This is a genomic window from Candidatus Pantoea symbiotica, assembly GCF_056491525.1.
This window is the reverse complement of record NZ_JBSZHR010000002.1, coordinates 3,450,857-3,465,438: the sequence shown is the minus strand read 5'-3', so window position 1 is coordinate 3,465,438 and position 14,582 is coordinate 3,450,857. Positions and strand designations below refer to the sequence as shown.

General features: G+C 51.6%; 10 protein-coding genes. 6 read left to right on the top strand and 4 right to left on the bottom strand.

Features of this window, described 5'->3' with window-relative positions; genetic code table 11:
* Positions 1–62 precede the first annotated feature (62 nt).
* Positions 63–1,181 (top strand): 23S rRNA (guanine(1835)-N(2))-methyltransferase RlmG, encoded by a 1,119-nt coding sequence (gene rlmG, locus ACXIZX_RS16640; RefSeq protein ID WP_008103480.1) that lies wholly within the window; start codon positions 63–65, stop codon positions 1,179–1,181.
* Here rlmG and ACXIZX_RS16635 read toward each other — a convergent pair whose 3' ends face one another.
* The 3 genes from ACXIZX_RS16635 to ACXIZX_RS16625 all read right to left on the bottom strand — a co-directional run bounded on the left by ACXIZX_RS16635 (position 1,182) and on the right by ACXIZX_RS16625 (position 7,896).
* Positions 1,182–3,185: a 2,4-dienoyl-CoA reductase FMN-binding domain-containing protein gene (locus ACXIZX_RS16635; protein ID WP_479404601.1), complete on the bottom strand. Its 2,004-nt coding sequence runs from the start codon at positions 3,183–3,185 to the stop codon at positions 1,182–1,184.
* Positions 3,186–3,507: 322 nt separating this feature from the next.
* Positions 3,508–4,131: a response regulator transcription factor gene (locus ACXIZX_RS16630; RefSeq protein WP_008103476.1), complete on the bottom strand. Its 624-nt coding sequence runs from the start codon at positions 4,129–4,131 to the stop codon at positions 3,508–3,510.
* Positions 4,132–4,230: 99 nt separating this feature from the next.
* Entirely contained in the window at positions 4,231–7,896 is a 3,666-nt protein-coding gene (locus ACXIZX_RS16625) for an ATP-binding protein (protein WP_479404600.1), read from the bottom strand.
* A gap of 486 nt (positions 7,897–8,382) precedes the next feature.
* Here ACXIZX_RS16625 and ACXIZX_RS16620 point away from each other — a divergent pair, with 486 nt between their 5' ends.
* The 4 genes from ACXIZX_RS16620 to ACXIZX_RS16605 all read left to right on the top strand — a co-directional run bounded on the left by ACXIZX_RS16620 (position 8,383) and on the right by ACXIZX_RS16605 (position 12,459).
* Entirely contained in the window at positions 8,383–9,084 is a 702-nt protein-coding gene (locus ACXIZX_RS16620) for a response regulator (protein ID WP_008103473.1), read from the top strand.
* Positions 9,085–9,254: 170 nt separating this feature from the next.
* Positions 9,255–10,286, top strand: a complete 1,032-nt coding sequence (gene idnD / locus ACXIZX_RS16615; RefSeq protein WP_479404599.1) for an L-idonate 5-dehydrogenase — start codon at positions 9,255–9,257, stop codon at positions 10,284–10,286.
* 9 nt (positions 10,287–10,295) lie between these two features.
* On the top strand, positions 10,296–11,060 hold the full coding sequence (idnO, locus tag ACXIZX_RS16610) for a gluconate 5-dehydrogenase (RefSeq protein WP_061720380.1): 765 nt from the start codon (positions 10,296–10,298) through the stop codon (positions 11,058–11,060).
* Positions 11,061–11,139: 79 nt separating this feature from the next.
* On the top strand, positions 11,140–12,459 hold the full coding sequence (locus tag ACXIZX_RS16605; RefSeq protein WP_008103467.1) for a gluconate:H+ symporter: 1,320 nt from the start codon (positions 11,140–11,142) through the stop codon (positions 12,457–12,459).
* 30 nt (positions 12,460–12,489) lie between these two features.
* On the opposite strand, the gene ACXIZX_RS16600 is transcribed toward ACXIZX_RS16605, so the two are convergent.
* Positions 12,490–13,209, bottom strand: a complete 720-nt coding sequence (locus ACXIZX_RS16600; protein WP_479404598.1) for a purine nucleoside phosphorylase YfiH/LACC1 family protein — start codon at positions 13,207–13,209, stop codon at positions 12,490–12,492.
* A gap of 109 nt (positions 13,210–13,318) precedes the next feature.
* On the opposite strand from ACXIZX_RS16600, the gene ACXIZX_RS16595 reads away from it, so the two are divergent.
* Positions 13,319–14,128, top strand: coding sequence for a 5'-nucleotidase, lipoprotein e(P4) family (locus tag ACXIZX_RS16595; protein ID WP_479404889.1), 810 nt, complete (start codon positions 13,319–13,321; stop codon positions 14,126–14,128).
* Positions 14,129–14,582 lie beyond the last annotated feature (454 nt).

Here is a 14,582-nt window from a genome sequence, read left to right as displayed (position 1 = left end):
CAGTATACTGCGCCCCCTTTTTAGGGCGAAAATCGCGCAAAGTGTACCACGCCGGAGATTCCATGAGCCAACTTGAACTGACCAATCGCACGCTGACGCTGCACCGCTTCCCGCCTATGCGTGAGGAAAGCCCGCTACAGGCGTGGGATTCCGCCGATGAATACCTGTTGCAGCAAGAACTGCCTGAGGGACCGGTATTGGTGTTCAACGATAGCTTTGGCGCGCTGACCTGCGGGCTGGGCGCTCGACCTGTGTGGCACGTCAGCGATTCGCTGCTGAGCGAACAGGCGGCAAAACAGAACCTGCGTCTCAATGAGATGGATGAAGATCAGGTGCACTTTATCGATAGCCTGGCGCCACTGCCCGCCGCGCCGGCGGTGGTGATGATCAAAATCCCCAAAGCGCTGGCGCTGCTGGAGCATCAACTGCGTGCATTGCGCGAAGTGATCACGCCAGACACATTGATTCTGGCGGCGGCGAAAGCCAAAGATATTCACAACTCCACGCTGCAACTGTTCGAGCGCATCCTCGGCGAGAGCAAAACCTCGCTGGCGTGGAAAAAAGCGCGTCTGATTTATAGCCGCTACACGGCGCCTCAATTAGCGGATCAGCCTGCGACCACCGTTTGGCCGCTGGATGATTCTGAATACCAAATCCACAACCATGCCAACGTGTTTTCCCGCGCGTCGCTGGATGTGGGCGCACGCTTCTTTATGCAGCATCTGCCTTTTGACATTGAAGGTGAGATTCTTGATCTCGGTTGCGGCAATGGCGTGATTGGCTTGCTGGCGCTGGAGCAGAATCCGAACGCGGACGTGCTGTTTTATGACGAATCCTACATGGCGGTGGCATCAAGCAAACTGAATGTAGAAGTGAACCGTCCGCAGGATATGGCGCGCTGTCAGTTCCGCGTTAACAACGTGCTGAGTGGCTTCCCGTCCGATCGCCTGCACGCGGTACTGTGCAACCCGCCATTCCATCAGCAACACGCGGTGACCGATCATCTGGCGTGGCAAATGCTGCGTGATGCCAAACGCTGCCTGCAGTATGGCGGCGAGTTGCGCATCGTCGGCAACCGCCACCTCGGCTATCACGTCAAAATGAAAAAGCTGTTTGGTAACTGCGAGCTGGTGGCGTCCAACGCCAAGTTCGTGGTACTGCGTTCGGTCAAACTGCGTTAATTAGATACTTAGCGCCAGTTCGGTCGCCTGAGCTATGGCGCGGCGAGCATCCAGCTCCTGCGCCACATCTGCACCGCCAATCACCCGAACGGATTTACCTCGCGCACTGAGCTGCTCCGCCAGCAGGCGCAGCGGTTCCTGTCCGGCACAAATCACCACGTTATCTACCGCCAGCGTTATCGCTTCGCCCTGATGACGCAGATGTAATCCGGCATCATCAATCTGCAAATACTCGACGTCGCCCCACATCTGCACGCCGTGCGCCTGCAAGCTGGCGCGGTGGATCCAGCCAGTGGTTTTCGCTAAGCCTGCGCCCGGCTTGCCGGATTTACGTTGCAGCAGCCAGATTTGCCGATCGGCGGGCTGTGGCTGTGGCGCAATCAAACCGCCACGCGCCTGCAGGCTTCGGTCGATGCCCCAGCTTTGGTAAAAATCGTCATGGCTGGATTGATGCAGCAGAAACTCAGCGGTATCAAAACCAATGCCGCCCGCGCCGATAATCGCCACGCGTTTTCCCACCGGTTTTTTATCGCGTATGACGTCGAGATAGCTCAGCACGCTGGGATGATCGATGCCGGGAATCGCCAGCTGGCGCGGCAAGATACCGGTGGCGATAATCACTTCGTCAGCAGCTTCCAGTTCGTCTGCGTCTACGCGGTGATCCGTCTTAACGGTTACGCCTGCGGCAGCAAGCTGATGACGGAAATAGCGCAGCGTTTCACTGAATTCGGCCTTGCCGGGAATCTGCCGGGCGATATTAAACTGCCCGCCAATTTGTGCGTCGGCTTCGTACAGCGTGACCTGATGGCCGCGCTCCGCCGCCTGCAGCGCGAACGCCATGCCTGCGGGCCCTGCGCCTACCACTGCTAACTTCTTCGGCTGTTCGGTGGCGATCACCGGCATCAGCGTTTCATGGCAGGCGCGTGGATTCACCAGGCAAGAGGTGACTTTGCCGACAAAGATTTGATCGAGGCAGGCCTGATTACAGGCAATGCAGGTGTTGATGGCATCGGGCTGGCCGGTTTCTGCTTTACGAACGAAAGCCGCATCGGCGAGGAAAGGGCGCGCCATCGATACCATATCGGCGATACCGTCACGCAGAAGCTGTTCAGCAACATCGGGATGGTTGATGCGGTTAGTGGCAATGACCGGCACCGACACGCGCTCGCGCAGATGCTGCGTGACCCAGGCAAAACCGGCGCGCGGTACGCAGGTGGCGATGGTGGGAATACGCGCTTCATGCCAGCCAATGCCGCTGTTAAACAGCGTAACGCCACACTGCTCCAGCGCTTGCGCCAGCGACAGCGTTTCCTCGAGCGAACTGCCGTTATTCACCAGATCGAGCATCGACAGGCGGAAGATAATGATGAAGTCGCTGCCAACGGCATCGCGCACCGCTTGCGTCACGGCTAACGCAAAGCGCTGACGTCGCGCCACATCGCCGCCCCAGTCATCCTCACGCTGATTGGTATGTGCTACCAGAAACTGATTAATCAGATAACCTTCCGAACCCATGATCTCCACGCCGTCATAGCCGGCCTGTTGCGCCAGTTTGGCGCAGTGCGCGAAGTCCTGAATGGTTTGATGGATATCCGCATCGCTGAGCGCTTGCGGCGTAAAAGGATTGATCGGTGCCTGCAACGCCGAAGGGGCAACCAGATCGCGTTGATAGCTGTAGCGGCCAGCATGCAGAATCTGCAGCGCGATTTTCCCGCCTTCTGCATGCACCGCATCAGTGATGACGCGGTGCCAGTTGCACTGACTCCCCTGGTTTAGGATCGCTCCGCCTTGTGCCACCACGCCTTGCGGATTGGGCGCAATACCGCCGGTGACAATCAGCGCCACGCCTTCACGCGCGCGCTCAGCGTAGAAGGCGGCGAGACGCTCCGCGCCATCGGCGTGTTCTTCCAATCCGGTATGCATCGAGCCCATCAGAAAACGGTTTTTAAGTTGGGTAAAGCCCAAATCCAACGGGGCAAACAGGTGGGCATAATGTTCAGACATGATCACATACTCAGAAAGTGGTCGGATGAGTGAACTCTAGCGGGATTTTGCAGGGAAGGAAATGTGCGGCGTTCAGCCTGTGAGAAGCATCAAAAAAAAGCAGGGCGGTAAGTCGCAGACGAAAGTATCGGACTTCTTTCGCCAGGCACGGGAAGAAACCTACTCGCCCTGTAATAGCATGAAGAAGGGGCTAATAAATTAGCTCTGTGGTTATTAATTCCTTTAAAACTCAATCTTTTTAAAAACTGTCCGGGGTAAGGACAAGGCACATCATGCCATGTCACTACACTGTTTATCCGCAAGACTAGTCTTGATTTTTCTTTTAGCACGCTCCATTACGACGTGCGAGTTCGATGATATCGACCAGGTTTTTTGACTCAAGTTTTTGGAATATTTTTGTTTTATAAGTACTAATGGTTTTATTATTTAATCCCAGCTCGCAAGCGATGGTTTTATTTGATTTTCCTTGTGCGAGTTGCCGTAAAATCAAATTTTCACGATCCGTCAGGCGAGAAAGCATGTCTTGCTCATTCGCATAACGCTGACGCTTATCCAGAATGTCACCAGGCAGATAATTCACGTTGTTAGAGACGCAACCAATCGCGGCGATCAGGGTTTGAATGGGATCGTAGGTTGACACGAACCCGTTAGCGCCCTGGCTAAGTGATTGTATAGATAAGTGATTATTTCCACCCTGGCTTATTAGAATGACTTTCATCCAGGTTTTTGATTTAACGATGTCTCGTAAAAATGCGATGCCATTTTTTTCTTTAAAGTCAGGATCTAATATTAGTATGTCGATGTGATGATGAATGATATCATCAATTCCATCGTTAATTGTGTGCGCAGTAGTGACACAATTAAAACCATTCATTAATAATAAAGCCTGCACGCCGGCGGCAACCAAACGATGCTCATCAACGATGAGGATTTTTGCATTAAACATATCTCTCCCTTTAACGCCACCATAATGATGACGTTGACGGTCATTATGTCCGGCGGATTAATAGGGCGAACCGAGAAATGTCTCGATAAGATTATGATTCTAGGAAAAGTGATGATTTTTCAGGCGAAGTTCTGAAAATTCTAATAGCGTTTGATTTACACGATCTATTTCCACTGTAATTTTCGCTATTAATGTTTGCGCATCATATGCCTCCTCGCGGTGCACCTCTAATTGACGACCTAATTTCACCAGAGCATGCGCATTCAAAATCGCGGCACCTCCTTTTAGTTTGTGGCCGAGTTGTGACAGCGCACTGGCTTCCTGAGTTTGCTGTAATTCTGCCAGCAATGTTTCGTGGCTGGTGCGGATGCTGGCAATCAACGCCAGGCAACTTTCAACATCACGTTCAGCCAACTGGGTTAACAGTGGAGGGAGATCGGCAATAGCGCTTTCTGCACCATCATCATCCTGAATGAATTCTTCAGCGGCAGGCGATGGCTTTGAGTTCGTCGTGCCACGTCGGGTGCAATGCTCAATCTGCGCCAGTAAACGATCCAGATTCAGGGGCTTAAACAGGCAGTCATTCATGCCAGCCTGCAAACAGCGTTGCATGATGTGTTGTTCGGCCGAGGCCGTTAGGCCGTACAACATAATCGGCGGTAAATGATGCAGTTGCTCATATTGGCGGAGCGCCTCAGCAAACTGAAAGCCGTTCATTGTCGGCATATTGCAATCGGTGATGATTAAATCAAAACGCAGTGGCGCTTGCTGCCACAGCGCCAGCGCTTCGGCAGCACTTTCGCTGACCACCACCTGATGGCCTGATAACTCAAGTTGCTTACCGAGTAGCAAGCGATTGGGAGCATGATCGTCAATAACTAACACTGAGAGTTTGTCAGAGAACACAGGATGCGACAGATGCGGTTGGGTCTGATCGCGTGGTTCTCCTTGCGGTGCACGGAAATAAAAAGAGAAGACCGCTCCTTCGCCCGGTGCACTTTCTACAATCAGCTCGCCATCCAGCAAGTGCGCAAGATTACGGCAAATACTTAATCCTAATCCGGTGCCCAGCTGCTGTTGATGGCGTTCGCCGACCTGGACAAAGGGTTCAAAAATGGCATGTTGTTGATCTTCCGTCATACCACAACCGTTATCGCTCACTTCAATGACAAATTCGCTGCCTTCCTCTTCCTGCGCGATACCTTGCATCAGCACCACGGTAACTGTGCCTTCTTCCGTAAATTTAATAGCATTGCTTAAAAGATTAGAGAGAATCTGGTTGATCATCAGCGGATCGGTTTTCACCCAATAGGCGGCGATATCCATTTCGACACGTAGATCAATCCCTTTGCTTTCGGCTTTGTTGCGGAACAGTGCGACAGCTTGCTCAATGACATCCGGCAAATAGACAGTTTCCGGCGTGGGTTGATACATACCGGATTCGATCTTTGAAAGATCGAGTACATCACCAATTAATGATAACAATGCGTGTGCTGAACTGTAGGCAACACGAATATTCTCTGAAAGTGAATCCGTGGACTGCGAACGTGTTTCCAGCTCTAGCAAGCCAATAATGGCATGCAACGGGGTGCGGATCTCATGGCTCATACTGGCGAGGAATTCGCTTTTGGAACGATTCGCTTTATCCGCCGCATCTTTTGCCAGCTGCAACTCCTGCAACAGCGCATTACGTTCGGTCACATCCAGCCAGCCACCAATTACGCCTGCTACATCGCCGAGACGATCGCGAAAAGGTAATGTCCAGTTGTAGAGCTGGAGAGGTTGTTGATCAAATACCATATGGATATCGCGCATCACGGCTTCGCCATCACGCAAGGTTTGCTGATAACCCTCTTCAATACTTTGGATGCTGGCATTATTGCCCGTAAATACATCGGATAGCCGTTTGCCAATCACCTCTTCACGCTGGAAATTCATATAGCGCAAATAGGCTTTGTTACAGTCAACCAACCGGGTATTTTTGTCGCGAATATACATCGCGACCGGCGATTCATTAAATAGAGTATGGGTGAAATTGAGTTGATTCTTTAACGCATTTTCGGCCTGAATGCGCTGTTGAATGACCTTACGCAAATGACGGTTCCACAACAAAATAAGCACAATCAGCCCGGACGAAACTGAAACAATCATCAGTATCGCCTGTTTATAGTTCTGCCATGAAGCGCTAATAAAAGGGGTTTCTGCCTGCCGCCACTGCGCCAGCAGTTTGAACAGTGTTTCTGGAGGGATCGCTAATAAGGCTTTATTGAGAATGCTGACCAACATTTCATTACCGGGCTCAACACGCATAACGAAACGTGCTGGATCGGCACCCAGCGTACTCTCAACATGTAACGCATCGCCAAAATGATTACGTAGCAGATAATCTGCAAAAATTTTTGGCAGCACTACGGCATCAATCTTGTGCTCTTGCAACTGGCGCAGGGCATCAATTGGATCATCACTGTTAGCTAAACTAAGGTGGGGATAATGCTGCAACATCCACTCTTTCATCGTTTGATTGCTCAGCATTAGTACTGAGCCAAAGGGGAAGGAATCGCGTCCGACGATATTGCGGGGTTTCTGATTGCGGATGATCACCCAATGCGACACCAGCCATGGTCGGGTTGTTAACTGAGGATGCGCCTCGTCTTCCCGATCCAGGATATCCATGGGAAACAGGCGAGGAGAATTATATTTATCGCTGGAAGGTGATGCTGCTCCCAACGCATGATTACTGAAATTCAGCCCGGTCAGATTGGCGATCAGTTCCAGCACATCAACACTCATGCCGAGGAAGGGCATTTTCGCTGTACGGCTACTTAACGGGGCTAATTTGGTCGGTAATAAGGTGCTTATACGTGAGTGATCCTTCAGCCACTGCTCCTCTTCCAGGGTTAATGCGAGTGGATTACGTTGCAAAACATGGTGAACATCAAGCTGCCAGCGTTTGGCTATCTGCATGCGAATAGACAGCGGAATTTGCTGCAATGCCTTATCAACCGCTTTTGCCAGCAAGGGAAAGTGTGGACTAATGCCAAAGCTAACGTTCATTGGAATGCTGTGTGCGTCTGGCGCTATTTTAAGCGCATTAGCAAACAGATATCGGTTGAGATGATTTAGCGTTGCGGCATTTCCCCAAACCTGCCCAGTCTGATTAAAAACCACGGACGCAACTGCATCATAATAGCCAGGAAAGCGCACCAGTTGGTCGCCATGATAGTTACTTTCCAGATATTCGCGTCGTTGCGGTGCTCCGGACCAGGCGATACGTTGGCCCTGTGAAGGACTCAGGCTGATTGCGTGTTCTGCTTTAAAGCCAACCACGCTGTAATCCAACATCCAGGGTGCACTTGAGATCAACTGTTGTGGCGATGAAGTGGGTAACACAACATTGATCGCCAGCATCTGCATCTCGCCACTGAGCACGGCTTTCTGCGCGGCGCTGTGATCAGGATAGTAATAGAGCTCGATGGTGGTATCGAGCATGCTTTGTATCAGGGAGAGATAATCGGCACTCAGCCCTTCAAAACGTCGTGTGTCGGTATCCATAAATAAAGGAGGCTGCGGCTGACCCGCTACTGCGACTTTGATCACTTTGTTGCGAAATTCCGAAGGAATGGGTTCGGCTAATTGCAATGCGGGTTGCGCAGTATCATATCGAGCCAGAAGCTGCAGTGTTTTTTCCGTTGCAGATGATGCACAGGAAAATAAAGCGACCAGCAATAGCACTGTCCGGCGAAAACTTGCGAGCGAATTGAACACGGCAACATCTCGAGAAAAGTAATGATATTAATTACAGTGAGGACATTGGAGTATAGAGATATTTATATACTTCTCTCCCCCTATTTCAATAGTGTCAATATTTTGCGACCATTCTCAAAAAAACAACCTGTCGTTAAAGAAAATGCTTGAGCATTCAAAAACTCGATTTTATTAATTGTTCATTTTATTCAAAGTGTTAACTATGTCTTGTCCTTTCAAGACAATTCTTATGTGGTCTTATTGTGGAGTTAAGTCAGAATTTTCGCAGTTTAACGTGAGTGGACAACATAAAAATCTATTGCGCTGAGAATTGAAAGCCAGTTAAACGACGTGAATAATCTATTTTCTGGCGAAAGCGTGTGGGAAATTATAATGCTGAGATGAAATTATTATCTCAATCTTTTCATATTAATATCATCAGGTCACTTCAGCTGGTGTGGTTATCACAATTGGACAAAGTTAAAACTGTAATAAAGGAATATATAAATGGTATATGCACACAATAAACAAGTGCGTGTTGCTGTCCTTGATGATCACCCAATGGTCCGTACCGTTTTCGAGTTGTGTTTAAAACATGAGCCCGATATTCATTTGGTGGGAACCTGGGCTTCAAGTAATGAATTATTTAATCAGCTAAGAAGTACTGTGGTTGATGTGCTGGTTCTGGATTTCCTGCTGGGTGAGCGTGAACTGGATGGTTTGGCGTTGGTGAAACAATTGCGTAATCACTATCCGCAGCAAAAAATTCTCATCTCATCTTCAATGGAAAGTCCCGCCATCGTCAAAATGGTGCTCAGCGCGGGTGTGAAAGGTTTTATTGGTAAAAGCCACAACATGCAGGAAATTACGCATGCGATTCGTCAGGTGGCGCAGGGACGTTTGTTCTTGTCCAAAGAAGTCGCTTACGAAGTGGAGAATCTCTATGTAATGAGCGAAGAGTCACTGGATGATAGCCTCGATTTCAGCAGCAAAGGCAACATGTATGAGAAGGTGAAAACCCTCAGTCCGCGCGAAGTGGAAGTGGTACGTTGTTTCCTCGACGGTTTGAGCGTGTCGCAAATTGCCGTGAAGTTTAAACGCAGTCGTAAAACCGTGAGCGGACAGAAACAATCTGCGCTGAAAAAACTCGGTTTGCGCTCCGATTCTGAGCTGTTCAAATACAGCCACGACCTGATGTCAGGCTATTAATTCTGTTCTGCGGCGGCCAATTACGGCCGCCTTTTTTCCTTTCTACATCACATGCTTCACGTTCCAGGTAACACCTTCTCGTAACATGTTTTAAGGTGATCTTTGTCACAGTTTAAAGCTGCATAACCCGGTCTGATGACCCCCATTGCGACAGCACTTATGGGGACGTTATGAATATCGATACGCAATCCGGCGTGATCACCGGAAAAAAACAAGTCAGCGTTGCGCAGCAGCAGGTGAAATGGGACGGCAAAGGTACGCTGGTGCGCATTACGCGTGGCGGCATTTGTGGCTCTGACCTGCATTACTATCAGGAAGGTAAGGTCGGCAGTTTTGAGATCAAAATGCCGATGATCCTTGGGCATGAAGTGATCGGCTACGTGGTCGAGAGCGATAACCCGAATCTCAAACCTGAGCAAAAAGTCGCGGTTAATCCCTCCAAGCCTTGCGGTACGTGCAAATATTGCCAGCGCGATCAGGAAAACCAGTGCACCACTATGCGCTTCTTCGGCAGCGCCATGTATGTGCCGCACGTTGATGGCGGTTTCACTCAATATAAAGTGGTAAATAGCGCGCAATGCGTGCCATTCCCGCAGGATGCTGATGAAACAGTCATGGTATTTGCTGAGCCGCTGGCCGTTTGCATTCACGCCACGCAGCAGGCGGGCGATCTCACCGGCAAGCACGTGTTTATCTCGGGCGTGGGGCCAATTGGCTGCCTGATTGCGGCGGCAGCAAAAGCGCGCGGCGCTGCCTCCATTGTGTGCAGCGATATCAGCGAGCGTTCACTGGAGATGGCGCAGCAGATGGGCGCAACCGACGTGATTCATGCCGCAGAGGGCGATTTCGCGCCATACCTCGCCGACAAAGGCTATTTCGATGTGGCGTTTGAAGCCTCTGGTCATCCTTCTTCGCTGCAGCGCTGCCTTGATGTGGTGTGCGCCAAAGGCACGCTGGTGCAGGTTGGTATGGGCGGCACCATCCCAAACTTCCCGATCATGGCGCTGATTGCCAAAGAGATTAATCTGGTCGGCTCATTCCGCTTTACCCATGAATTCAACACCGCCGTCGAATGGCTGGCTACTGGCGTGGTAAATCCGTTGCCGCTGTTCAGCGGCGAGTTCGCCTTGCAGGATATTGATGCCGCGCTGCAGTTTGCCGGCGATAAAACCCGTGCCGCTAAAGTTCAGTTAACTTTCTAAGGAGCAGTGATGAGCCAGTTATTTTCCCTCGAAGGCAAGCGTGTGCTGTTAACCGGTTCGGCGCGTGGCATTGGATTCCTGCTGGCGCGCGGCTTAGCGGAAGCCGGTGCCGAAGTGATCGTCAACGCCACCACGCACGAAGGCGCAGAGAAAGCTGCAACCCAATTGCGCGAGCTCGGATTCCGTGCACATGCCAAAGCGTTTGATGTCACCCAATCGGCGCAGGTGAAGCAGGCGGTGGATGAGATTGAAGCGGAGTGGGGCGCGATTGATGTGCTGGTAAATAATGCCGGCATTCAGCGCCGCCGACCTTTCCTGGAATTCCCGGAGCAGGACTGGAATGACGTCATTGCGGTAAACCAGACTGCCGTATTCCTGGTTTCGCAAACCGTGGCGAAAAAAATGGTTGAGCGTCAGCAGGGTAAAATCATCAATATTGGTTCGATGCAGAGCGAATTAGGGCGTGACACTATCACGCCTTACGCTGCCTCCAAAGGCGCGGTGACCATGCTAACGCGCGGCATGTGCGTGGAGCTGGCGCGCCACAATATTCAGGTCAATGCCATTGCGCCGGGCTATTTCGTTACTGAGATGACACAAGCATTGGCTGATGATCCTGCTTTTACCGGCTGGCTCACCAAGCGCACGCCAGCCGCACGCTGGGGCAAGCCGGAAGAGCTGATTGGCGCGGCGGTGTTCCTCGCTTCAGGTGCGTCGAACTTCGTTAACGGGCATCTACTGTTCGTTGACGGTGGCATGCGCGTCGCCGTGTGATGCCTGTGCGCGGCTGGCGTTATCGTCGGGCCGCGCCTAAACCTTAATCACCCCTCTGTATTCCTAAGGATAATAAAAAATGCCAATAACCATCATTGTGCTGGGTGTGATACTGCTGCTGGTGTTGATGATTGTATTTAAGGTCAATGGCTTCATTGCGTTGGTGTTTGTCTCGGCGGTGGTCGGTATTGCCGAAGGCATGACGCCGCTGAACGTGATGGCGTCGATCCAGAAAGGTATCGGCTCCACGTTAGGCGGATTAGCGATGATCCTCGGCTTCGGCGCCATGCTGGGGCGGCTGGTTTCCGATACCGGTGCCGCACAACGGGTGGCCACCACGTTGATCGCCGCGTTTGGTAAAGAGCGGCTGCAATGGGCGCTGGTGGTGACCGGACTGATCGTCGGCCTGGCGATGTTCTATGAAGTTGGCTTCGTACTGCTGCTGCCGCTGGTGTTCACTATCGTGGCGGCTGCCGGTTTGCCGCTGCTGTATGTCGGCGTGCCGATGGTGGCCGCGCTCTCGGTCACACACTGCTTCCTGCCGCCGCATCCAGGCCCAACGGCGATTGCCACCATCTTTGGCGCCAATCTCGGTACAACGTTGCTCTACGGCATGATCATCACCATTCCAACGGTGATTATTGCCGGGCCGGTTTTCTCTAAGTTTCTTAAAAGCTTTGAGAAGTCACCGCCAGAAGGGCTGTATAACCCAAAAATTTTCACCGAAGAGGAGATGCCGGGCTTTGGTATCAGTATCTTTGCCGCCGTCATTCCCGTGGTGCTGATGGCGATTGCCGCCGTCTTCGAATTGACCACGCCGAAAGAGAATGCGCTGCGTCAGTTCTTCGAATTCATCGGCAATCCGGCGGTAGCGCTGTTTATCGCGGTGGTCATCGCAGTGCTGACATTGGGGCTGCGCAATGGCCGTAAGATGGAAGAAGTGATGGATATGTGCGGCGAATCGATTGCCGCCATCGCCATGATCATCTTTATCATCGCTGGCGGCGGTGCGTTCAAACAGGTGCTGGTGGACAGCGGCGTGGGTAACTACATCGCCGATATGATGAAGGGCTCGTCACTGTCACCGCTGCTGATGTGCTGGACGGTTGCAGCGATGCTGCGCGTGGCGTTGGGTTCCGCCACGGTGGCCGCCATCACCACCGCCGGTATTGTGACGCCGATTATCGCCGCCACGCACGCCGATCCGGCCTTAATGGTGCTGGCGGTGGGTTCCGGCAGCGTGATCGCTTCACACGTTAACGATCCCGGCTTCTGGCTGTTCAAAGGCTACTTCAACCTGAGTGTGGTGGAAACCCTGAAAACCTGGACGGTGATGGAAACGCTGATCTCGATTCTCGGTTTAGCCGGCGTACTGGCGCTCAACGCAATAATTCACTGATCGACAAGGCTTCACAAGGATGTGAAGCCCTCAACCACGCGTGCGGATCCACGAGAAACGGGATTGATAGCCGCTGTCAAAATGGGTGTTGTAGCGATAGCTGGAACCCGATTCCGCCATGCAATAAGTACAGACGTTCAGCACTTCAATATGTTCCGCTATCATTCCCCGCTGTAACAACAAGCGCCGCGCCAGATTAGGCAAATCAAACCAGATTCCATTTTGCTGGGCCCGCGCCTGCGGACGGATCGCTTGTGCGTTATGCGGCTGCTGAGTGGAATAGGGTAACGGCGGAAGATCGTGACGATCCTGCATCTGTGTCACCAGATCGTTACCCAGCTCATAGCAGCACGGCCCGATCGCCGGACCGATGACCACACGCAGCGTTGCACGGCTAGCGCCGCGTTCCAGCAGACGATCAATCGCGTTGTTCAACACGCCGCCGAGCGTGCCTTTTAATCCGGCGTGCACCGCCGCCACTTGCCGTTGTTGCGGATCGGCAAATAACACCGGCAGACAATCGGCGGTATACACCGCGACCGGCAGATGATCTTCGCCAATCAAACCATCTGATTCGCAACGCTTAGGCGGGATGTTTTGATTAGCCAGCAGCACATTGGCGCTGTGACGCTGTTGGCCGTAAGCGGCATTGGCTGGAACAGGCTGGCCCGCCGGCTGAAACGCGTATTCCAGCCAGGAAAAATCATCCAATAGTCTTGATCGTGGACCGCTGTGTGGGTGCTGTGCCATAAGTGTCTCCTCTCACCAAACGGCTGCTTTCTGCTGCCCACAGCTTACGTTAACTGCTACATTTTTAAAGCTTTACAAAAATTGACCCTAATCACTTAAGGATGAAATGATGAAGAAAACCACATTGCTGGCAGCGTCCGGCTTAATGGCGTTGGCGTTGACCGGTTGCGCGCAACCTGCCAAACAGCAGGCTCAGCAGCAGCTCGGCCAGCAATCGGTACTGGCAGTGAACTGGTTCCAGCAATCCGGCGAATATCAGGCATTAAGCTGGCAGGCGTTTAACAGCGCGCGCATGGCTTTTGATCAGGCGCCATCGCTGGCGGGTAAACCGAAAGCGGTTATCGTCGATTTAGATGAAACGATGATCGATAACAGCGCCTACAGCGCGTGGCAGGCAAAAAATGGCCAGCCCTTCTCGGGTAAAACCTGGTCAGCGTGGACGCAGGCGCGTCAGGCAACCGCCGTGCCGGGCGCAGTGGAGTTTGCCAACTACGTCAACAGCCACGGCGGCACTATGTTCTATATCTCCAACCGCGATCAAAAAGACTATGCCGCAACGGTGGAGAACCTGAATAAGTTGGGCTTCAGCGGCGTGAGCGAGAAAACGGTGCGCCTGAGCACCGGCAATTCCAACAAGCAAGAGCGCTTCGATGCGGTGAAAAACGCTGGTTACAACGTGGTGCTGTATGTGGGCGACAACCTGAATGACTTTGGCGGTTCAACCTGGCATCAGGGAAATGCGCAGCGTCAGCAGTTCGTGAGCCTCAACCATCAGCGTTTTGGCACTCAATTCATCGTGCTACCGAACCCGCTGTATGGCGACTGGGAAAGTGGCATGGCAGAAGACTACAACAAACTAACGCCTGAACAGCAATTGCAGGTGCGTGAAGCGCGTATGAAAGCGTGGAACGGTAAATAATTCGTCAGGTGAAAAAGCGTCTGCTTAGGCAGGCGCATTCATGCCCTCTTCAGGTCCAGTTATATTTACACTCCTGCGTAACTATTATTCACCTCACGGTTTTCCTGATCTCTTGCTTTATTTATGGAGAATGAACAGTGAATTATATTGCCTTGCTGGCGCAATGGCAGTGAATCACGCTAATCATAAGTTTTATAATTAGGAATTTTCCCAGCTCAAAAGGTTTAATTCTTATCGCCACTTGAAAGGCACAGCGTTATTACGTGTATATTTTTGTAATTGCATGACGAATATTATATTTAAAGATTCTCTTATTGGACTGTTAATAATGATTTTTATCAATCACGTCCAATGCTTGCCTGCTTGCATAAACTTACCAAATTCATACGTTTATTGAAGTTTTGTTTACAAAAAGACGCATTTTGTCGACGTCAGAAATATTCCTGATGCAACA